We start from the raw sequence: 19,467 nt of genomic DNA on the forward strand, positions 1-19,467 counted from the left end.
TGGGCCGAGGGCGCCCGCGCAGACCGGCGCACGCCCGTGGCCGAGTCCGCGACCACGACCACGACCGCCTGAACGTTCCTTCAGCGGACGGTCAGACGCCCGCCGCCGTCACCCCGGGCCGGCGCGCCAGCGCCGCCGCGGCCGCGCCGACCAGCCCCGCGTCCGTGCCCGTCTGCGCGGGCACCACGGTCAGGCGGCGGACGAACGACAGGGTCGCGTAGTCGGCGAGGGAGCGCCGCAGGGGCGTGAGGAGGACGTCGCCCGCCTTGCCGACGCCTCCGCCGATCACCGCGACGTCGATCTCCACGAGGGTCGCGGTGGCGGCGATGCCGGCGGCCAGGGCCTGGGCGGCGCGAGCGAAGGAGGCGACGGCGACCGGGTCGCCCGCGCGGGCCGCGGCGGCCACCGCGGCCGCGGACGCGTCCCCGTCCGGACCGGGCCGCCAGCCGTTCTCCAGGGCGCGGCGGGCGATGTTCGGGCCGCTGGCGATCCGCTCCACGCACCCGCGTGCCCCGCACGGGCACGGGTCGCCGTCGAGGTCCACGCTGATGTGGCCGATGTGACCGGCGTTGCCGGTGGGACCGGGGTGCACCCGCCCGCCGAGGACCAGCCCGCCGCCCACTCCGGTGGAGACCACCATGCACAGGGCGTTGTCATGGCCGCGGGCGGCGCCCTGCCAGTGCTCGGCGGCCGTGATCGCCACGCCGTCGCCGATCAGCTCGACGGGCAGGCCCCCGGTCGCGGCGCGCACCCGTTCGACGAGCGGATAGTCGCGCCAGCCGGGCACGTTCACCGGGCTCACCGTGCCGGCGGAGGCGTCGACCGGTCCCGCGCTGCCGATGCCGACGGCGTGGGCGCGCCCCCACAGCGGTGACTCCGCCAGGTCTCCCAGTACCTCGTCGACGGCCCGCATCACGGTGTCGCCGTCCTCCTGCGCGGGTGTGGGCCGCTGGGCGCGGGCCAGGATCGTGCCGTCGCCGTCCACCAGCGCTCCGGCTATCTTGGTGCCGCCGATGTCCAGCGCGGCCACGAGGTCGGTGTGCGTCACAGTCTCGGTTCTCCCCGTCAACCGGTGAAAAGGGCTGGCCGGTCCAGCGGTGGGGGACGTGGGCCGGAGATTGCGGTCGTCAGTCTCCCCTGCATCTGACAACGTTGTCCAGGGCCTATGCTCGACGCCACATCCTCATACACCCCCGGGGACGCACGCATCCCCGCGGACGACAGGACAGGACACCGCATCGTGCCCGAGACGCCCCGCCGGCCAGTCGGCCTCTCCGGAACCCGCTACGGCAACCGTCCCACGATGAAGGACGTCGCGGCACGGGCGGGCGTCGGCCTGAAGACCGTCTCACGGGTGGTGAACGGCGAGTCGGGGGTCACCCCGGAGACGGAACGGCGGGTCCAGGAGGCCATCGACGCGCTCGGCTTCCGCCGCAACGACAGCGCGCGCGTCCTGCGCAAGGGCCGCACCGCGAGCATCGGCCTGGTCCTGGAGGACCTCGCCGACCCGTTCTACGGTCCGCTCAGCCGGGCGGTGGAGGAGGTGGCCCGGGCCCACGGCGCGCTGCTCATCAACGGTTCCAGCGCCGAGGACCCGGACCGTGAGCAGGAGTTGGCGCTGGCGCTGTGCGCGCGGCGGGTGGACGGCCTGGTGGTGATCCCGGCCGGGGACGACCACCGGTACCTGGAGCCCGAGATCAGGGCGGGGGTGGCCACGGTGTTCGTGGACCGGCCGGCCGGGCGGATCGACGCCGACTGCGTCCTGTCGGACAACTTCGGGGGCGCCCGCGAGGGCGTCGCCCACCTCGTCGCGCACGGGCACCGCCGGATCGGCTTCATCGGCGACATGCCGCGCATCCACACCGCGGCGGAGCGCCTGCGCGGCTACCGGGCGGCGATGGAGGACGCCGGCATACCGGTGGAGGACGCCTGGATGTCCCTGGGCGCCACCGACCCCGGGCGGGTGCGCCGGGCGGCCGAGGAGATGCTGTCCGGACCCGCCCCGGTCACGGCGGTCTTCTCGGGCAACAACCGGGTGACCGTCACCGTCATCCGGGTGCTCGCCGAGCTGGCCCGGCCGGTCGCCCTCGTCGCCTTCGACGACCTGGAGCTCGCCGACCTCCTCCAGCCGGGCGTCACCGTGGTCGCCCAGGACGCGGCGGCCCTCGGGCGCACCGCCGCCGAGCGCCTGTTCCGGCAGCTGGACGGCACCCTGATCGCCCCCGAACGCGTCCAGCTGCCCACCCGGCTCATCACCCGCGGCTCGGGCGAGCTGCCTCCGGCGGGCTGAGCCGCCCGCGGGGAACGCGGCGGACGACCGCGCCCCGGGACGCGCGCGTGCGGCGTCATCCCGCCGATGCGGATACCGGTACGGGTGCCGAGGGCCGAGAACGAGCCGGGATCCGGCCGGCCCGCCTGAGCGCACGCCGCCCCGCTCACCGAACTCCCCCGAGATCCCGCGCAGTCGAGGGGGCTGCGCGAGCGCGGCACCCGACCGTTCCCCCGGCGGGCACCGGTGACGCATTCCGGTCCGGCGCGCCTCCGCGCCCGTTAGGATCATCGGACGGCATCGCGTGTCGGTCACCGGCCGGGTGAGGCATGGAGGTGCCCGTGAGTGCCTTACGGAGGCATTCCGCACATGTCAGTCGAGCTGAATCACACCATCGTCCACTCCCGCGACAACCGGGAGTCCGCCGCGTTCCTCGCCCACGTCCTGGGTCTCGAAGTCGGGGCGGAGTGGGGGCCGTTCGTCCCCGTCGACGTCAGCAACGGAGTCACCCTGGACTTCGCCACCGTCCCGGCGGAGTCGATCGCCATGCAGCACTACGCGTTCCTCGTCTCCGACGAGGAGTTCGACGCGGCCTTCGACCGGATCGAACGGGCCGGGATCACGTACTACGCCGACCCGCACGGCAAGCACCCCGGTGAGATCAATCACCACCACGGCGGCCGTGGGCTGTACTTCATGGATCCGGCGGGGCACGGGATGGAGATCATCACGCGCCCGTACGGCTTCTCCGAGCAGTAGCGGGCGGCAGCCGGCCGCGCGGACCGGCCGACGGCCGGGGCGTCGCCGTCCCGGCCGTCGGCCGTCCAACGCCGGTCCTGAGCACGTCCGTTGCCGTCCGCCCCGGTCGTGACGCCGCCACCGCGGCCCCCCTGCCGCACTCGTGCGCCGCAGGGGGCCGCGTGCCGGTCGCGGCTACCGCGCGGAGGCCGTCGGACCGCCGCGGCGGGGTGCCGCGAAGCCCTCCAGGTCCGCCCGGGACAGACCGGTGGCCGCGGTCACCTCGGCGAGGTCCAGCGCACCGCAGTCCAGACCGCGCAGCAGATGGCCGCCGAGGGCCTTGGCGGTGGCCGGCTCGTCCATCACGTCGCCGCCGGCCCGGCGGGCGTACCGCGCCAGGCGCTCGGCGGCCTGCGCGAACCCCTCGCGGTAGAAGGCGAAGACGGCGGCGTACCGGGTGGGGAGGTGGCCGGGGTGCATGTCCCAGCCCTGGTAGTAGGCACGGGCGAGGGCGCGGCGGACGAGGCCGTAGTGCAGGCGCCAGGCGTCGTGCACCTGCTCGGTGGGGCCGACGGGCAGGACGTTCGTGGAGCCGTCCGAGAGCCGGACTCCGGTGCCGGCCGCCGCGACCTGCATGACCGCCTTGGCGTGGTCGGCGGCCGGGTGGTCGGCGGCCTGGTGGGCGGCGGAGACGCCGAGGCAGGCGCTGTAGTCGAAGGTGCCGTAGTGCAGGCCCGTGGCGCGGCCCCCGGCCGCCTGGATCATGCGGGCGACGGTGGCGGTGCCGTCGGTGGCGAGGACGGCCTGGCTGGTCTCGATCTGGATCTCGAAGCCGAGCCGGCCGGGCGCCAGTCCGCGCGCCTCCTCGAAGGCCTCCAGGAGCCGGACCATCGCGCCGACCTGCTCGGGGTAGGTCACCTTCGGCAGGGTCAGGACCAGGCCGTCCGGCAGACCTCCGGCTTCCATCAGGCCGGTGAGGAAGACGTCCAGGGTGCGGATGCCCCGGTCGCGGACGGCGGCCTCCATGCACTTCGTGCGGATGCCCGTGTACGGGGCCGCCGTTCCCTTCGCGTACGCCTCGGCGATCAGCCGGGCGGCCCGTGCCGCCGTCGCGTCCTCCTCGGCGTCGGGGCGGGAGCCGTAGCCGTCCTCGAAGTCGACCCGCAGGTCCTCCACCGGCTCGCGCTCCAGCTTGGCGCGCACGCGCGTGTACACCGGCTCGGCCAGTTCGTCGGGGAGGCCGAGGACGGCGGCGAAGGACGCGGGGTCCGGCGCGTGCTCGTCGAGGGCGGCCAGGGCCTGCCCGCCCCAGGAGCGGATCGTGCCGGCGGTGAAGGCGTCGCCGGGGACGTAGACGGTGTGGACGGGCTGGCGGGTGCCGGGGTCGCCGGGGTAGCGGCGCTCGAGTTCGGCGTCGACCGGGGCGAGGGAGGCGCTGATCTCCTCGGTGACGGCGCCCGCCAGACTCGTCGCCACGGTCTCCTGTCGGCCCTGCCCCATCCCGCACCCTCCGGCTTTCCGCTGTACGGAATCAGCAATCCGCACAACGAAGCTATCCGTGGATCTTCCGGCCGGTCAACACCCCGTCCGTGCCGTGGTCCCCCGTCCGCCTCCCGGAAACCCTTCCGTCCGCCGGTGCGCGCCTTCATCCTGGATCACGAGGGGAGGGACGGATGACCGACGACGCGGAGATGGCGCGGCGCGCCGGACTGAGGACCGTGGTGGCGGCCGCCCTCGCCGTTCCGCTGCTCGCGACGGTCCGGTCCTCCGGGGCCCACGACGGCCGCCGCCGCGGCGAGGAGCGCGCGGCCCCGGCGCGGCCGGCCCCCGTGCCGCCCCTGGAGGTCATGACGTTCAACCTGCGCTTCCCGAGCACGAAGGAGCCCCACAGCTGGGCGTCCCGCCGCCCGGTGATGCGCGACCTGTTACGGGCGGCGGCACCCCATGTCATCGGCACCCAGGAGGGCCAGCCGCCGCAGCTGCGGGACGTCGAGGCCGACCTCGGACCGCACTACGACTGGATCGGCAGGGGCCGCGGAGGCGGCGACGACGAGTCGATGGCCGTCTTCTACGACACCCGCCGGCTGACGCCGGTCGAGCACGCCCACTTCTGGCTCTCCGACACGCCGGAGGTGCCCGGTTCCAACACCTGGGGCGCGGGCTACCCCCGCATGGTCACCTGGGTCCGCTTCCGCGACGTACGGGCCGGGGGGCGGGAGTTCTGCCTCTTCAACACCCACCTCGACAACGAGAGCGGCTACGCGCGCGTGCGCGCCGCCTCGCTGATCACCGAGCGGCTCGCGACGTTCGACCCCGCCCTGCCGCTGCTGGTGACCGGCGACTTCAACGCCGTGGCCCACCGCGATCCGGTCTACGACACGCTCCTGGCCGCCGGTCTCGTCGACACCTGGGACACGGCACGGCGGCGCGGCACGGGGTACGGGACGTACCACGGGTACAAGGCGCTCGTCCCGGGCGGCGCCCGCATCGACTGGATCCTCGCGACGCCGGGCGTCACGGTCCACCGGACCCGGGTCGACACCTTCTCGCGGAACGGCCGGTACCCGAGCGACCACCTGCCGGTGCTGGCCTCCGTGAGCCCGGGATGAGCCGAGGCCCCCGTGACCTCGGCGGTCACGGGGGCCTCGTACGGTCTCGCGGCGTTCCGCCGGCCGGACGATCAGCCCTTGCGGGTCTTGATCTCCTCGGTGAGCTGCGGGACGACGTCGAACAGGTCGCCGACGACGCCGTAGTCGACCAGGTCGAAGATCGGGGCCTCGGCGTCCTTGTTGACGGCCACGATCGTCTTCGAGGTCTGCATGCCGGCGCGGTGCTGGATCGCACCGGAGATGCCGTTGGCGATGTACAGCTGCGGCGAGACCGACTTGCCGGTCTGGCCGACCTGGTTGGTGTGCGGGTACCAGCCGGCGTCGACGGCGGCACGCGAGGCGCCGACGGCCGCGCCGAGGGAGTCGGCGAGGGCCTCGATGATCGCGAAGTTCTCCGCGCCGTTGACGCCACGGCCGCCGGAGACCACGATCGCGGCCTCGGTCAGCTCGGGGCGGCCCGTCGACTCACGCGGCGTACGGCCGGTGACCTTGGTGCCCGTCGCCAGCTCGCCGAAGGTCACCGACAGGGCCTCGACCGCACCGGCGGCCGGAGCGGCCTCCACCGCGGCCGAGTTCGGCTTGACGGTGATGACCGGGGTGCCCTTGATCACGCGCGACTTGGTGGTGAAGGACGCGGCGAACACCGACTGGGTGGCCACCGGGCCCTCGTCGCCGGCCTCCAGGTCGACGGCGTCGGTGATGATGCCGGAACCGATGCGCAGCGCCAGACGGGCGGCGATCTCCTTGCCCTCCGCGGAGGACGACACCAGCACGGCGGCCGGGGAGACGGCCCCGACGGCGGCCTGGAGCGCGTCCACCTTCGGTACGACCAGGTAGTCGGCGTACTCGGACGCGTCGTGGGTGAGGACCTTCACCGCGCCGTGCTCGGCGAGCGTGGCGGCGGTGTCGCCGGCGCCGGCGCCGAGGGCGACGGCGACCGGCTCGCCGATGCGGCGGGCGAGCGTGAGCAGCTCGAGGGTGGGCTTGCGGACGGCACCGTCCACGTGGTCGACGTAGACGAGGACTTCAGCCATGGGAATGCTCTCCTGCGAAACGAAGTTGAGGGGCGGTCGGCGTGTCGAGCCTTAGATGAACTTCTGGCTCGCGAGGAACTCAGCGAGCTGCTTGCCGCCCTCGCCCTCGTCCTTGACGATCGTGCCGGCGGTGCGCGCCGGACGCTCGGCCGCGGACTCGACCTTGGTCCACGCGCCGTCGAGACCGACCTCCTCGGCCTCGATCTCGAGGTCCTCCAGGTCCCAGGACTCCACCGGCTTCTTCTTGGCGGCCATGATGCCCTTGAAGGACGGGTAGCGCGCCTCGCCGGACTGGTCGGTCACCGACACGACCGCCGGCAGGGAGGCCTCCAGCTGCTCCGAGGCGGTGTCGCCGTCGCGGCGGCCCTTGACCGTGCCGTCCTCGACGGAGACCTCGGACAGCAGGGTGACCTGCGGCACGCCCAGGCGCTCCGCGACCAGGGCCGGGACGACGCCCATGGTGCCGTCGGTGGAGGCCATGCCGGAGATGACCAGGTCGTAGCCGGCCTTCTCGATCGCCTTGGCCAGCACCAGGGAGGTGCCGATGGCGTCGGTGCCGTGCAGGTCGTCGTCCTCGACGTGGATCGCCTTGTCGGCGCCCATGGACAGGGCCTTGCGCAGGGCGTCCTTGGCGTCCTCGGGGCCCACCGTCAGGACGGTGATCTCCACGTCGTCGTCGGAGTTCTCGGAGATCTGCAGCGCCTGCTCGACGGCGTACTCGTCGAGTTCGGAGAGCAGACCGTCCACGTCGTCCCGGTCGACGGTCAGGTCATCGGCGAAGTGCCGGTCGCCAGTGGCGTCGGGCACGTACTTCACAGTGACAACGATCCTCAAGCTCACGCCGGCTCTCCTACTGCATCGTCAGTTCTCGGCTGCCTCTTGCAGGCAGCATAGGCGCCCCAAGCGGCCGATCCCGGTCGGGGCGGCCTGCGCTCCGACCGAAATATTACTCGTCAGTACATCCAGTTCCTGCCCGCTGAGCAAGCGCTTTGAACTGTGACCTCCGCAACGCAGCGTAATCGGAATCCGGCCGTCCCGCAGGGGTGGGGGCCGTGATCAATCACGCAGAGCGGTGAACCGGCCCTGGTGGTAGAGCAGCGGACGGCCCGCACCGGCGGGGTCCCCGGCGACGACCTCGGCCAGCACGAGGCGGTGGTCCCCCGCGGGCACCCGCGCGACGACCCGGCACGCCAGCCAGGCCAGTACGCCGTCGAGGACGGGCACGCCCTCGGGCCCCTCCCGCCACACCGTCGGGGGGCCGAACCGGTCGGCTCCGCTGCGCGCGAAGGTGGCGGCCAGCTCCCGCTGGTGCTCGCCGAGTATGTGCACGCCGACGTGGCCGGCCCGGGAGACCGCCGGCCAGCTCGAGGCGCCCGTGCCGATGCCGAACGACAGCATCGGGGGCTCGGCGGAGACCGAGGTGAGGGAGGTGGCGGTGAAGCCCACCGGGCCCGGCTCGCCGGGCGCTGTGATCACGGCCACGCCCGCCGCGTGCCGGCGGAAGACGGAGCGCAGCAGTTCGGGGGAGGCGAGCCGAGGGGTGCCGAGGCCGGGTGTGGCCGTCATGAGTCGTCCTTCTGCGGAGGGGGGCGTGGCGGTCGGTGGCTGCTCAGCAGCCAGGACAGCGCGCGCTCGCGGTACGGACCAGGTCGACGGGGACCCGCCCGTGGAGAAGGAGTTCCTCAGGCATGCTGTCAGGCTGACGATATAGGGCGTGCGCCGTCAAGTGCGTCCCGGCATCCGGGAGCCGCCTCACCCTCCGGTGACCTGCGTTCACACCGCCTCCCCGAGGGCCGCGACGACGTCGGCCTTGCGCGGCAGGCCGGCGGCGCGGCGCACGACGCGACCGCCGGCGTCGAGGACCAGCACCGTCGGGGTCCTGAGGACGCCGAGCTCGCGGACGAGGTCCAGCCGGGCCTCGGCGTCGATCTCCAGGTGGACGACGCCGGGGACCATGCCGGCCACCTCGCCGAGGATCCGGCGGGTCGCCCGGCAGGGGGCGCAGAAGGCGCTGGAGAACTGCACGAGCGTGGCGCGTTCGCCGAGTTCGCCGCCCAGCCGGCCCGCCTCGAGCCGCTGTCCTTCGTCACGCCCGCGCACGCGCGCCCTCCCGCTCCGCCGCCGGTACGGCACTCGGCGGACGCCCGCCGTCGCGGGCGCCCGCACACCAGAAGTCCGGTCCTCGTCTGCTCAAGCGTTCAGGGGACGGCGAAGATTCCCGCCGCTCCGGAGCCGTTCCGCCACGGGAGGGCCGACGCGCGGCGCGCGCGGACGGCCGGGACGCGCGGCGACCGCGGCCGCCCTCCTCGGCGCCGCCTCCGGACACCGCCCGGGACGCGGGATGTACCGGCTCGTACGGCGGGTGACGGTGCGTACGGAGCAAAGGTGATCTCGCAGGACGAGGTGGACCGCGGGGGTGACGTGACGAGGATCTCGCGGATCGCGGGCACGAGGACTGGCTACCCGGCCGTTCTTCGGGCACGATCTGCGACAAGCCGTAAACCTACGGCTGCGTAACTTTGCCGTCGGGGAGTCCGTTCCCGGGCAGAGAGTAGGAAGGGTTCGCCCCGCCCATGGCAGAGCTTGTCTACCGCCCCGTCGTCGGCCTCGCCCAGACGTTGTTCAAGGTCTGGGACCTCAAGATCGACTGCAAGGGGTCGGAGAACATCCCGCGCTCGGGCGGAGCCGTGCTGGTGAGCAACCACATCAGCTACCTCGACTTCATCTTCAACGGCCTGGCGGCGCTCCCGCAGAAACGTCTCGTGCGCTTCATGGCGAAGGAGTCGGTCTTCCGGCACCGCATCTCCGGTCCGCTGATGCGCGGGATGAAGCACATTCCCGTGGACCGCAAGCAGGGCGAGGCGGCGTACGCGCACGCCCTGGACTCGCTGCGCTCGGGCGAGGTCGTCGGGGTCTTCCCGGAGGCCACGATCTCCGAGTCGTTCACCCTGAAGAGCTTCAAGTCGGGCGCCGCGCGGCTGGCCCAGGAGGCGGGCGTGCCGCTCGTCCCGATGGCCGTGTGGGGCACGCAGCGGCTGTGGACCAAGGGGCACCCGCGCAACTTCAAGCGCAGCCACACCCCCATCACCATCCGGGTCGGCGAGGCGATCGAGGCCTCCCGCGACAAGTACGCGGGCGCCCTCACACGGCAGTTGCGCGAGCGGGTGCAGGAGCTCCTGGAGGCCGCCCAGCGCGCCTACCCGGTGCGCCCCAAGGACGCGAACGACACCTGGTGGATGCCGGCCCACCTGGGCGGCACCGCGCCGACGCCCGAGCAGGTGCGCCGGGCCGAGGCCCGCTGACGTTCCCTCAGGCCGGCCGCGGCGCCGGGTTCCCCCTGGGACCGGTTGCCGCGGCCGCCCGCCCGGCCGACGGCCCCGCGGCAGGCCCTCGCCCACGTCCGCGTCGGCCCCGTGGTCCCCTCCCCCGTCGCGCGCGCCGGGAGCCCGACGACCGCCGGCGGCCGGCTCCGCGCCGGGGCGCTCACAGAGCGGTGGGCAGCGTCTTCCAGAGGTACGGCCGGTCGGGGGCGGCCTTCAGCGCGCCGAGGACCGCCGGGTGCGGCGCGGCGTACAGGACGGGGTGGTCGGATTCGCCGGCCCCGGTGTCGGGGGTGAAGGCCAGCCGTTCGCCGTCCAGGGAGAACCGGGCGTCCACGCCCGGTTTGTTGCCCCGGGGGTCCTGGCGGTGCCAGGCGCCGTGGAAGCGGACGGCGACCAGTCCGTGCACCACGTCGAGCTTCTGATAGCACAGCGCCGTCGGGATGTCCTCCGCCCGCAGCAGCGCGGCCAGCGCGTGGGCCTTGGCGTAGCAGATGCCCGTCCTCGTCTCCAGGACGTCGGAGGCCCGCCAGGTGACGCGCAGGTCCCCGGAGTCCTGCGAGTGGGGAATGGTGTCGCGTACGAACTCGAAGGCCAGGCGCGCATAGGAATACGAGTCCTCCGCGTTCTCGGCGAGACGCGCGGCGGTCTCCCGCACCAGCGGGTGGTCATGGTCGATGACCTCGTCGGCGGCCAAGTAGGCGGAAAGGTCGGGGTTCTCCTGGATCAGCTGCATGCCTGGAGAGCATAGGAACGCGATCACCCGAGAGTCAATGACTTTTCAGGTGACCGCATATCTATGCATCGATTCCGTCGCCCGCGATGCCGTCCGTCAGCGCACCGTCCGTCAGCGCGCCATCTCCTCCTTGAGCGCCGCCACGAAGGCGTCCACGTCGTCCTCGGTCGTGTCGAAGGCGCACATCCAGCGCACCACGCCGGCCGCCTCGTCCCAGAAGTAGAACCGGAACCGCTTCTGCAGCCGCTCGCCCACGTCGTGCGGCAGTCTGGCGAAGACGCCGTTGGCCTGCACCGGGTGGAGGATCTCCACGCCGTGCACCGCCCGGACGCCCTCGGCCAGGCGCTGCGCCATCTCGTTGGCGTGGCGGGCGTTGCGCAGCCACAGGTCCTTGGCGAGCAGGGCCTCCAACTGCACCGAGACGAAGCGCATCTTGGACGCGAGCTGCATGGACAGTTTGCGCAGGTGCTTCATGCGGCGGACGGCGTCCTGGTTGATGACGACGACCGCCTCGCCGAACAGCGCGCCGTTCTTCGTGCCGCCCAGGGAGAGGATGTCGACGCCGACCGCGTTGGTGAACGCCCGCATCGGCACGTCCAGCGAGGCCGCCGCGTTCGCTATCCGGGAGCCGTCGAGGTGGACCTTCATGCCGTGGGCATGGGCGTGCTCGCAGATCGCCCGGATCTCGTCGGGCGTGTAGAGCGTGCCCAGCTCCGTGCTCTGGGTGATCGAGACGACCTGCGGCATCGCGCGGTGCTCGTCCTCCCAGCCCCAGGCCTGCCGGTCGATCAGCTCGGGGGTGAGCTTGCCGTCGGGAGCGGGGACGGTGAGCAGCTTCAGACCGCCCATGCGCTCGGGCGCGCCGCCCTCGTCGACGTTGATGTGGGCGCTCTCGGCGCAGATCACCGCGCCCCACCGGTCGGTGACCGCCTGGAGCGCGACGACGTTGGCGCCGGTTCCGTTGAAGACCGGGAAGGCCTCCGCCGTGGCCCCGAAGTGGCTGCGGACGATCTTCTGGAGGTTCTCGGTGTAGGCGTCCTCGCCGTACGCGACCTGATGGCCGCCGTTGGCCAGGGCCAGGGCGGCCATCACCTCCGGGTGGGCCCCGGCGTAGTTGTCGCTGGCGAAGCCCCGCACCCGCGGGTCGTGGTGGCGACGAGCGTCGGTCTTCGGTGGGTTCACGGCTTCTCGGTGAGCCACAGACGGTGTCCGTTCACTTCTGCGGCGGGCTTGGACCAGACGTCGGCGATGGCCTCGGCCAGGTCCCCGACGTCGGTGAAGCCCGCGAACTTCGCGTTGGGCCGGTCGGCGCGCATCGCCTCGTGCACCAGCGCCTTCACCACCAGGATCGCAGCCGCGGAGCTGGGGCCGCCGGTCCCCCCGGCCTTGCGGAAGTAGTCGGCCAGGGCCAGCGTCCACGCCTCGGCGGCGGCCTTGGCGGCGGCGTAGGCGGCGTTGCCCGCGCTGGGCTTGCCGGCGGCCGCGGCGCTGATCAGGACGTAGCGGCCGCGGTCGCTGCGCTGGAGCGCCTCGTGGAAGGCGAGGGAGGTGTGCTGGACCGTGCGGATGAGCAGCAGTTCCAGGAAGTCCCAGTCGTCGAGGCTGGTCTTGGTGAAGGTCTCGCTGCCCCGCCAGCCGCCGACGAGGTGGACCAGGCCGTCGATCCGGCCGAACTCCTTCTCGGTGCGCATGGCCCACTCCTGGGTGGACTGCAGGTCGAGCAGGTCGACCGGTTCGCCGATGACGGGAGCGCCGCCGGCCGCGTAGCGGGCCGCGTCGACGGCCTCGGCCAGGCGCTCGGGGTCGTTGTCCGCGCCGACGACGGTCGCGCCCGCCTCGGCGAGCCTGAGCAGCGTCGCCCGGCCGGCGGGTCCGCCCGCGCCGGCCACCGCGATCACCGCACCGCTGAGAGCCCCGTTCCCCATGTTCTTCGCCTCCTGAGCAGTGTTCTCGGTACGCAGGTCGCTCACGCGGCGATCCGCTCGGCGCCGTCCGCCGTGATGCCCCGGGTGGAGGCGATCACGTTCTTCAGCTTCCTGGACAGCGCCTCATAGAACATGCTCAGCGGAAACTCGTCCGGAAGCACGTCATCGACGAGCCTGCGCGGCGGCTGGGTCAGGTCCAGGGCGTCGGGGCCCTTGGCCCACTTGGAGCCCGGGTGCGGGGCGAGGTAGGTGGAGACGAGCTCGTAGCCGGCGAACCAGTGGACGAGCTTGGGGCGGTCGATGCCGTCGCGGTACAGCTTCTCGATCTCGGCGCACAGCTCGTTCGTGACCTGCGGGGCGCGCTGCCAGTCGATGAAGAGCTTGTTGTCGGTCCAGCGGACGACGTCGTGCCGGTGCAGGTAGGCGAAGAGGAGCTGGCCGCCGAGGCCGTCGTAGTTGCGCACCCGCTCGCCGGTGACCGGGAAGCGGAACATGCGGTCGAAGAGGACCGCGTACTGCACGTCGCGGGCCTGCGGGACGCCGTCCGCCTCCAGCTTCACGGCCTCCTTGAAGGCGGTGAGGTCGCAGCGCAGCTCCTCGAGGCCGTACATCCAGAACGGCTGGCGCTGCTTGATCATGAACGGGTCGAAGGGCAGGTCGCCGTGGCTGTGGGTGCGGTCGTGGACCATGTCCCACAGCACGAAGGCCTCCTCGCAGCGCTTCTGGTCGTGGACCATGGCGGCGATGTCCTCGGGCAGTTCCAGGCCCAGGATGTCGACGGCGGCCTCGGTGACGCGGCGGAAGCGCGCGGCCTCGCGGTCGCAGAAGATGCCGCCCCAGGAGAAGCGCTCCGGCGCCTCGCGGACGGCGATGGTCTCCGGGAAGAGGACGGCGGAGTTGGTGTCGTACCCGGCCGTGAAGTCCTCGAAGGTGATGCCGCAGAACAGCGGGTTGTCGTAGCGCGTGCGCTCCAGCTCGGCCAGCCAGTCGGGCCAGACCATGCGCAGCACGACCGCCTCGAGGTTGCGGTCCGGGTTGCCGTTCTGCGTGTACATCGGGAAGACGACCAGGTGCTGGAGGCCGTCCGCGCGGTTCGCGGCGGGCTGGAAGGCCAGCAGCGAGTCGAGGAAGTCCGGCACCTCGAAGCCGCCCTCGGCCCAGCGGCGCAGGTCCTCGACCAGGGCGCGGTGGTAGTCGGCGTCGTGCGGGAGCAGCGGGGAGAGCTCCTCGACGGCCCCGGTCACCCGCTGGACGGTCCGCTCGGCTTCGGCGCGCTCGGGAGCGCCCTCGGCCGTGAAGTCGATCGACCCGTCCTTCGACTGCCAGGGGCGGATCCGCTCCACGGCATCCTTGAGCACGGGCCACGCCGGGTGCTCCACCACCCTGGCCACGGGAGGAACCTGCTCCTCCGAACCCACCTGCACAAGAATTTCCGTCATGTCCCATCCTCCGCTGAAGAACCTCGCGTCAGGACACCGTATGCATACGGGGTTTGCTCCAGCAAGAGGATCATCAGGAAATTATCCTGCGCATCCCCATGGTCACCGCGCTTTTTCCTGTCGACCATGCGGCAGGCGGCGGCTTTCGCGAAGCGGTCCGGGGTAGGGGAACCGGCGGTGCACACACGTGTCCATGTCGGCCCGGGGCCACTAGGCTGCGGGCTCCTCCTGCGCCGCCGTCGACGGAAGGGACTCGAGCCTTGAACCTCCTCACCATCGGTCACCGCGGAGTCATGGGCGTCGAGCCCGAGAACACCCTCCGGTCGTTCGTCGCCGCCGAGCACGCCGGTCTCGACGTCGTCGAACTGGACCTGCATCTGAGCAAGGACGGCGCGCTCGTGGTCATGCACGACGCGGACGTGGACCGCACGACCGACGGGAGCGGGCCCGTCGCGGACCACACGCTCGCGGAGCTGCGCGCCCTGGACGCGGGGCGCGGGGAGCGGGTGCCGGTCTTCGAGGAGGTGCTGGAGACCGTGTCGCTGCCGCTGCAGGCCGAGATCAAGGACGTGCAGGCGGCACGGGCGCTCGCCGGGGTGCTGCGCGAGCGGGACCTGGTGGAGCGGGTGGAGGTGTCCTCGTTCCACGACGAGGCCGTCGCCGAGATCGCCCGGCTGGTGCCCGGGGTGCGCACGGCGCTCATCAGCAGCCTCCGCCCCTCCCGGACGAGCTCGGGCGAGGGGACCCCCGTCGGCCTCGACGTCGTGGAGCGGGCGGTGGCCGTCGGCGCCGCGACCGTGTGCCTGAACATCCGGCGGCTCACGCTGGAGACCGTCGAGCACGCCCGCGAGCGCGGCCTGCGGATCATCGGATGGGTGGTCAACACGCCGGACCACCTGCGGCTGGTGCGCGCCCTGGAGCTGGACGGCGTGACCACCGACCACCCCGGGATCAAACGCACCGGCCGCCTCACCGCGTGAGCCGCCCCGGACCCGGTCCGTGCGGGGCCGGGACCGGTCCGGGGACTCGGCCGGCGTCTAGTCCAGGGGCTTGACCAGCAGCTCGAACCGGAGGTCGTCCCGCTGCGGGACGCCGAAGCGCTCGTCGCCGTACGGGAAGGGGGTCATCCGTCCCGTACGGCGGTAGCCGCGGCGCTCGTACCAGGCGATGAGGTCGTCGCGCACCGAGATCACCGTCATGTGCATCTCGCCGACGCCCCAGTCCTCGCGGGCCTCGCGCTCGGCCTGCGCCAGCACCGCCTTGCCCAGGCCGCCGCCCTGCGCGGTCGGGGTGACCGCGAACATGCCGAAGTAGGCGTGGTCGCCGCGGTGTTCGAGCTGGCAGCAGGCGATGATCCGGCCGTCCCGCTCGGCGGTGAGCAGCCGCCCGTGGGGCGACTTGATGACGTCGAGGACGCCTTCGGGGTCGGTCCGCTGCCCCTCCAGGATGTCCGCCTCCGTGGTCCATCCGGCCCGGCTGGACTCCCCCCGGTAGGCCGACTCGACGAGGGCGACGAGCGCGTCCACGTCCTCCTCGGTGGCGTCGCGGAAGGTGAGGTCGGTCGTGGTGGCGTCCATGCGGGGATCTCCGGTCTCCGGCGCGGCTGGGGCACCGCTGAGCCTAACCCTCCCCTACGCTCCGGTTGCATGGTGCATGTACTCAGCGGCCGGATCCTTCTGCGCCCCACCGACCCCGAGCGTTCCCGCGTCTTCTACGGCGAGCAGCTGGGGCTCGCCGTGTACCGCGAGTTCGGCACGGGGACGGAGCGGGGCACCGTCTACTTCCTCGGCGGGGGTTTCCTGGAGGTCTCGGGACGCTCCCCGACGCCGCCGGACCCCGCCGTGCGGCTGTGGATGCAGGTCCCGGACGTCGCGGCGGCCCACGACGAGCTGCGCGCCCGGGGCGTCGGGATCGTCCGGCCGCCCGTGCGGGAGCCGTGGGGGCTGATCGAGATGTGGATCGCGGACCCGGACGGGACCCCGATCGTGCTGGTGGAGGTGCCGGCGGACCATCCGCTGCGGTACCGGCCGGGGATCTGAGCCCAGGGGATGCCGGGGCGCGGGGGCGGGCTTAGCGTGCTGGAGGGGGTGCTCCGGCGGAAGGAACGCCATGAAGCTCGACGCGCTCGTCCCCGGCGGACCCTGCTGGGTCGAGCTGGGGACCGGTGACCCGGCGGCGGCCCAGCGGTTCTACACGGAACTCTTCGGCTGGCGGTGCGAGACCGACCCGCGGCAGGAGGCGGGCGGTTACACCGTGGCGCACCTCGGCGACGCGCCGGTCGCCGCGCTCGGCCCCCTGTACCAGGAGGCGCAGCCCGTCGCCTGGAACGTGTCGTTCGCGGTGTCCGACGCCGACGTCACGGCACGGATGATCGACGAGGCCGGGGGCAAGGTGCTGGTCGGCCCGATGGACGTGTTCGACGCCGGCCGTTTCGTGGTCGCCCTCGACCCGGGCGGCGCCGCCTTCCAGCTGTGGCAGGCGCGGTCCTTCCCGGGCGCCGGGCTGTTCGACGCGCCCGGTTCGCTGGGCTGGGTGGAGCTCATGTCCCGCGATCCCGCGCGGGCGGAGGCCTTCTACACGACGGTGTTCGGCTGGACGGTGGGCACCTCCGAGCACTACACGCGGTGGGGTGTCGGCGGCCTGGACTTCGGCGGCATGGTCACCATGGACGACAAGTTCCCGCCCGAGGTGCCGCCGCACTGGCTGCCGTACTTCGCGGTGGCCGACGTCGACGCCACCGCGGCGACGGCGCGGCAGGCGGACGGCGCCGTCCTGATGGAACCGACCTCGCTGCCGGACGGCCCGCGGATCGCGGTGCTCCGGGACCCGCAGCACGCGGTGTTCGGCGTGTACCGCGCGGCCGACGCGGCCTGAGCCCCGGCGGGCCCGGCCGCGGCGCCCGGCGACCCGGCCGGACCGCGTGGCCGAGTGCGCCGGGACCGGTCCGCGCCCCGGAGTCAGGCCCGCACCGTCCGCATGTGGCCCTCCAGGCGGCTCAGCAGCTCGCCGAGCAGGTCCGCGAGTTCCGTCCGCCGTTCGGTGTCGAGGGCGGAGAGCACGGCGCCCTCGTAGGAGAGCTGTTCGGGCAGGATCCCGTCGACCAGGTCACGGCCCGCGTCGGTGAGGCGGAGGTGCACGACGCGGCGGTCGCGGGTGTCGCCCCGGCGTTCGACGAGGCCGCGTTCCGTCAGCTGCTTGAGGCGCTTGGTGACGGCGGCGCCCGAGGAGAAGGTCTCGCGGGCCAGCTCGCCCGGGGTCAGCTCGTGGCCGGTGCGGCGCAGCGCGCCGAGCAGGTCGAACTCCGGCCGGCTCAGGCCCGCCCGGCGCAGGGGGGCGTCCTCGGCCTGCTGGAGGAGGGCGGCACAGCGGTTGACGCGGCCGATGATCTCCATGGGGGCGGTGTCGAGGTCGGGGTGGACGGTCCGCCACTGCCGCACGACCGCGGCGACGGTGTCGCCCCCGGCCGCCTCCGCCGGCGCTTCGGACCGCCCCCGAGCCGCCCCGTTCCCGCCGCCCCCGCCGACCGGCCGTCCCTGCGTCCCCGTCATGGCCGTACGCCCTCCGTCCTCGCGCTCGTGTCCCGGGCCGGGAGAAGTCCCTGGCGCCGTACCGTCGCGGCGAGCGTACGGTGTCCGGACTGCTCGGCCGCGACGACCCGCTCCTCGGGCAGCGCCCGCTGCCACCACTCGCCGGACGCGGCGTCGGCGGTGGCGCGCAGTTCGACCAGGGCGGCGGCGAGGCCGCGCCGGGCGGCCTCCAGGGCGCCGGGCGCGGGGGACGGCTCGGCCAGCAGGCGCGCGGCGTGCTCGCGGGCGCGCTCGACGGCCGTCAGGGACTGTCCGAGGCGGTCGCCGGCCCGGCGGTTGGTGACGGCGACCGCGGCGGCGAAGCCGACCAGGGCGCCGACCAGGGTGTCCACCACGCGATCGGTGATCAGCTCGCCCGCGTCCTGGTAGTGGGCGAACTCGGTGATGAGCAGGGCCATCGGCGTCACGCACACGCTGCCGAGCCAGTAGTTGCGGCCGATCAGCGCCTCCGCGCCGAAGTTGAGGGCGAGGCAGACGAGCACCAGGGCGGCCTGGTGGAGGTGGGCGAGCGGGACGATCGCGGCGAACGCGAGGACGCCGACGAGGTTGCCGACGACCCGCTGGACGCCGCGGCTCCAGGTGAGGGTGACGTTCGCCTGGTAGAGGGAGGCCGCGGTGACCAGGGCCCAGTAGGGGCGGCCGACGCCGAGCGCGAGGGAGGCGTATCCGGCGAGGGCGCAGCCGAGGGCGGTGCGCACGGCGATCGGGGTGAGCGGCCCGAGCCGGCGCCACAGCGACGGTCCGCCGGCGGCGCGCTCGGCCTCGGCGCCGAGCAGTTCGTCGTCGTCCGCGAGGCCGTCGGGGCGGGGCACCCGACCCGTGCCGCGCAGGGCGCGGGCCAGGGTGCGCAGGTGCGCCGGGTCCGTGTCGGCGGGGGCGGCGAGGGCGACCTCCGCGCGGATGACGAGCCGTTCCAGGGCGCGGGTGGTGTCGCCGCCGCGGGCCGACATCAGCGTCTGCCAGGCGGCGTGCACGGCGGCGGCCGCGGCCGCGCGGGTGCGGGCGTGACCGTCGCCGGCGCCGCGGGTGGCGGCGCACGCGGCGGTCGCGTCCAGGGCCCGGGCGGTGGCCCGGCGTTCGGGGCCGTGCGGGCGCAGCAGTCCCGGCGCCATGCCGACGAGCCAGGACCAGGCGCCCGCGGCGAGGGCCAGCGCCAGGTGGCCGGGGACCTGGGCCGGGGTCTGGGGCGCGAACAGCGCGGCGGAGCTGATGAAGGTGAGGATGACGGGGCCGGGCGGTCCGACGCGGGTGGCGTCGCAGAGCACCTTCTGCGCGGCGGCGAGGAGGGCGCCGACGGTGACGAGGACGGCGGCGTTCGTGGTGAGGGAGGCCGCGAGCAGGGCGACGGCCAGGCCGCCCGTCATGCCGAGCACCACCCAGGCCAGCACCCGGGCGCGGGCGGCGTAGGGGCGGCTGTGGGCGTACAGGGCGCACAGGGAGCCGGCCATCGTGTACATCGCCAGGTCGAGCCGGCCCAGCGCCAGCAGGGTGAGGTTCGGCGGGGCGACGGCGGCGACCACGCTCAGGGCCGGCTTGAACCAGATGTCGGAGGGGCGGCCGAGGCGCAGCACGCCGGCGAGCGGAAGACGGGTCGCACTACTCATACCGGTCAATTTAGCATGTGTTTTACTCGTGAAATAGTTCGGGTGGCCGGGATCACCCCGGCGCCGACGCGTCGCGCGCCCCTCCCCGCGAGCACGCGTCACCTGCCGTGCTCCGCCGAGCGCGCCCTGTGTACCTCCTTGCGCTGGGGTGCGCTCCGCGTGTCCCGGGCATCGCATCCCTCGACCGACCGTCGAGCGGGGAGGTG

General features: G+C 73.4%; 20 protein-coding genes. 7 read left to right on the forward strand and 13 right to left on the reverse strand.

Going from position 1 to position 19,467, the window contains the following annotated elements; genetic code table 11:
* Window positions 1-91 precede the first annotated feature (91 nt).
* Window positions 92-1,048 (reverse strand): ROK family protein, encoded by a 957-nt coding sequence (locus tag ACH4F6_RS31225; protein WP_397963719.1) that lies wholly within the window; start codon window positions 1,046-1,048, stop codon window positions 92-94.
* A gap of 192 nt (window positions 1,049-1,240) precedes the next feature.
* On the opposite strand from ACH4F6_RS31225, the gene ACH4F6_RS31230 reads away from it, so the two are divergent.
* Entirely contained in the window at window positions 1,241-2,290 is a 1,050-nt protein-coding gene (locus tag ACH4F6_RS31230; protein WP_397963720.1) for a LacI family DNA-binding transcriptional regulator, read from the forward strand.
* Between the two features lie 348 nt (window positions 2,291-2,638).
* A complete protein-coding gene (locus ACH4F6_RS31235) occupies window positions 2,639-3,028 on the forward strand; it encodes a VOC family protein (RefSeq protein ID WP_397963721.1) in 390 nt (129 codons plus the stop codon).
* Between the two features lie 174 nt (window positions 3,029-3,202).
* Here ACH4F6_RS31235 and ACH4F6_RS31240 read toward each other — a convergent pair whose 3' ends face one another.
* On the reverse strand, window positions 3,203-4,507 hold the full coding sequence (locus tag ACH4F6_RS31240) for a DUF6986 family protein (RefSeq protein WP_397963722.1): 1,305 nt from the start codon (window positions 4,505-4,507) through the stop codon (window positions 3,203-3,205).
* A 173-nt stretch (window positions 4,508-4,680) separates the two neighbouring features.
* On the opposite strand from ACH4F6_RS31240, the gene ACH4F6_RS31245 reads away from it, so the two are divergent.
* A complete protein-coding gene (locus tag ACH4F6_RS31245) occupies window positions 4,681-5,616 on the forward strand; it encodes an endonuclease/exonuclease/phosphatase family protein (protein ID WP_397963723.1) in 936 nt (311 codons plus the stop codon).
* A gap of 71 nt (window positions 5,617-5,687) precedes the next feature.
* Here ACH4F6_RS31245 and ACH4F6_RS31250 read toward each other — a convergent pair whose 3' ends face one another.
* From ACH4F6_RS31250 to ACH4F6_RS31265, 4 genes are all read right to left on the reverse strand, one after another.
* Window positions 5,688-6,650, reverse strand: a complete 963-nt coding sequence (locus tag ACH4F6_RS31250; RefSeq protein ID WP_397963724.1) for an electron transfer flavoprotein subunit alpha/FixB family protein — start codon at window positions 6,648-6,650, stop codon at window positions 5,688-5,690.
* 51 nt (window positions 6,651-6,701) lie between these two features.
* Window positions 6,702-7,490, reverse strand: coding sequence for an electron transfer flavoprotein subunit beta/FixA family protein (locus tag ACH4F6_RS31255; protein ID WP_397963725.1), 789 nt, complete (start codon window positions 7,488-7,490; stop codon window positions 6,702-6,704).
* A 216-nt stretch (window positions 7,491-7,706) separates the two neighbouring features.
* Window positions 7,707-8,216, reverse strand: coding sequence for a flavin reductase family protein (locus tag ACH4F6_RS31260; RefSeq protein WP_397963726.1), 510 nt, complete (start codon window positions 8,214-8,216; stop codon window positions 7,707-7,709).
* A gap of 207 nt (window positions 8,217-8,423) precedes the next feature.
* Window positions 8,424-8,783, reverse strand: a complete 360-nt coding sequence (locus ACH4F6_RS31265) for a thioredoxin family protein (RefSeq protein ID WP_397963906.1) — start codon at window positions 8,781-8,783, stop codon at window positions 8,424-8,426.
* A 440-nt stretch (window positions 8,784-9,223) separates the two neighbouring features.
* On the opposite strand from ACH4F6_RS31265, the gene ACH4F6_RS31270 reads away from it, so the two are divergent.
* Window positions 9,224-9,952, forward strand: a complete 729-nt coding sequence (locus ACH4F6_RS31270; protein WP_397963727.1) for a lysophospholipid acyltransferase family protein — start codon at window positions 9,224-9,226, stop codon at window positions 9,950-9,952.
* A 181-nt stretch (window positions 9,953-10,133) separates the two neighbouring features.
* Here the strand turns inward: ACH4F6_RS31270 and ACH4F6_RS31275 are convergent, their stop codons facing one another.
* From ACH4F6_RS31275 to ACH4F6_RS31290, 4 genes are all read right to left on the reverse strand, one after another.
* Window positions 10,134-10,706, reverse strand: coding sequence for a transglutaminase domain-containing protein (locus ACH4F6_RS31275; RefSeq protein ID WP_397963728.1), 573 nt, complete (start codon window positions 10,704-10,706; stop codon window positions 10,134-10,136).
* 111 nt (window positions 10,707-10,817) lie between these two features.
* A complete protein-coding gene (locus ACH4F6_RS31280) occupies window positions 10,818-11,888 on the reverse strand; it encodes a threonine aldolase family protein (RefSeq protein WP_397963729.1) in 1,071 nt (356 codons plus the stop codon).
* A complete protein-coding gene (locus ACH4F6_RS31285; protein WP_397963907.1) occupies window positions 11,885-12,631 on the reverse strand; it encodes an SDR family NAD(P)-dependent oxidoreductase in 747 nt (248 codons plus the stop codon). Before ACH4F6_RS31285 ends, ACH4F6_RS31280 begins: the two co-directional genes overlap by 4 nt.
* A gap of 41 nt (window positions 12,632-12,672) precedes the next feature.
* Window positions 12,673-14,070, reverse strand: a complete 1,398-nt coding sequence (locus ACH4F6_RS31290; RefSeq protein WP_397963730.1) for a DUF6421 family protein — start codon at window positions 14,068-14,070, stop codon at window positions 12,673-12,675.
* A 260-nt stretch (window positions 14,071-14,330) separates the two neighbouring features.
* Here ACH4F6_RS31290 and ACH4F6_RS31295 point away from each other — a divergent pair, with 260 nt between their 5' ends.
* Window positions 14,331-15,050, forward strand: coding sequence for a glycerophosphodiester phosphodiesterase (locus ACH4F6_RS31295; RefSeq protein ID WP_397963731.1), 720 nt, complete (start codon window positions 14,331-14,333; stop codon window positions 15,048-15,050).
* Window positions 15,051-15,107: 57 nt separating this feature from the next.
* Here ACH4F6_RS31295 and ACH4F6_RS31300 read toward each other — a convergent pair whose 3' ends face one another.
* Window positions 15,108-15,647: a GNAT family N-acetyltransferase gene (locus ACH4F6_RS31300; RefSeq protein WP_397963732.1), complete on the reverse strand. Its 540-nt coding sequence runs from the start codon at window positions 15,645-15,647 to the stop codon at window positions 15,108-15,110.
* A gap of 69 nt (window positions 15,648-15,716) precedes the next feature.
* Here ACH4F6_RS31300 and ACH4F6_RS31305 point away from each other — a divergent pair, with 69 nt between their 5' ends.
* A complete protein-coding gene (locus tag ACH4F6_RS31305; protein ID WP_397963733.1) occupies window positions 15,717-16,109 on the forward strand; it encodes a VOC family protein in 393 nt (130 codons plus the stop codon).
* A gap of 70 nt (window positions 16,110-16,179) precedes the next feature.
* Entirely contained in the window at window positions 16,180-16,944 is a 765-nt protein-coding gene (locus ACH4F6_RS31310) for a VOC family protein (protein ID WP_397963734.1), read from the forward strand.
* Between the two features lie 83 nt (window positions 16,945-17,027).
* On the opposite strand, the gene ACH4F6_RS31315 is transcribed toward ACH4F6_RS31310, so the two are convergent.
* Both ACH4F6_RS31315 and ACH4F6_RS31320 read right to left on the reverse strand, forming a co-directional pair.
* Window positions 17,028-17,618: a MarR family winged helix-turn-helix transcriptional regulator gene (locus tag ACH4F6_RS31315; RefSeq protein WP_397963735.1), complete on the reverse strand. Its 591-nt coding sequence runs from the start codon at window positions 17,616-17,618 to the stop codon at window positions 17,028-17,030.
* The gene (locus tag ACH4F6_RS31320; protein ID WP_397963736.1) at window positions 17,615-19,261 is read right to left on the reverse strand and encodes an FUSC family protein; all 1,647 of its coding nucleotides are present in this window, start codon (window positions 19,259-19,261) and stop codon (window positions 17,615-17,617) included. The genes ACH4F6_RS31315 and ACH4F6_RS31320 overlap by 4 nt, the downstream gene beginning before the upstream one ends.
* Window positions 19,262-19,467: the final 206 nt, after the last annotated feature.

This window comes from Streptomyces sp. NPDC017936 (assembly GCF_044328485.1).
Taxonomy (GTDB): domain Bacteria; phylum Actinomycetota; class Actinomycetes; order Streptomycetales; family Streptomycetaceae; genus Streptomyces.

Excerpts from the sequence above, each read along its gene's own strand:
- ACH4F6_RS31235 (WP_397963721.1), top strand. The coding sequence starts at position 2,639 with ATGTCAGTCGAGCTGAATCACACCATCGTCCACTCCCGCGACAACCGG.
- ACH4F6_RS31240 (WP_397963722.1), bottom strand. The coding sequence starts at position 4,507 with ATGGGGCAGGGCCGACAGGAGACCGTGGCGACGAGTCTGGCGGGCGCC.
- ACH4F6_RS31245 (WP_397963723.1), top strand. The coding sequence starts at position 4,681 with ATGACCGACGACGCGGAGATGGCGCGGCGCGCCGGACTGAGGACCGTG.
- ACH4F6_RS31250 (WP_397963724.1), bottom strand. The coding sequence starts at position 6,650 with ATGGCTGAAGTCCTCGTCTACGTCGACCACGTGGACGGTGCCGTCCGC.
- ACH4F6_RS31260 (WP_397963726.1), bottom strand. The coding sequence starts at position 8,216 with ATGACGGCCACACCCGGCCTCGGCACCCCTCGGCTCGCCTCCCCCGAA.
- ACH4F6_RS31270 (WP_397963727.1), top strand. The coding sequence starts at position 9,224 with ATGGCAGAGCTTGTCTACCGCCCCGTCGTCGGCCTCGCCCAGACGTTG.
- ACH4F6_RS31275 (WP_397963728.1), bottom strand. The coding sequence starts at position 10,706 with ATGCAGCTGATCCAGGAGAACCCCGACCTTTCCGCCTACTTGGCCGCC.
- ACH4F6_RS31285 (WP_397963907.1), bottom strand. The coding sequence starts at position 12,631 with ATGGGGAACGGGGCTCTCAGCGGTGCGGTGATCGCGGTGGCCGGCGCG.
- ACH4F6_RS31290 (WP_397963730.1), bottom strand. The coding sequence starts at position 14,070 with ATGACGGAAATTCTTGTGCAGGTGGGTTCGGAGGAGCAGGTTCCTCCC.
- ACH4F6_RS31300 (WP_397963732.1), bottom strand. The coding sequence starts at position 15,647 with ATGGACGCCACCACGACCGACCTCACCTTCCGCGACGCCACCGAGGAG.
- ACH4F6_RS31305 (WP_397963733.1), top strand. The coding sequence starts at position 15,717 with ATGGTGCATGTACTCAGCGGCCGGATCCTTCTGCGCCCCACCGACCCC.
- ACH4F6_RS31310 (WP_397963734.1), top strand. The coding sequence starts at position 16,180 with ATGAAGCTCGACGCGCTCGTCCCCGGCGGACCCTGCTGGGTCGAGCTG.
- ACH4F6_RS31315 (WP_397963735.1), bottom strand. The coding sequence starts at position 17,618 with ATGACGGGGACGCAGGGACGGCCGGTCGGCGGGGGCGGCGGGAACGGG.
- ACH4F6_RS31320 (WP_397963736.1), bottom strand. The coding sequence starts at position 19,261 with ATGAGTAGTGCGACCCGTCTTCCGCTCGCCGGCGTGCTGCGCCTCGGC.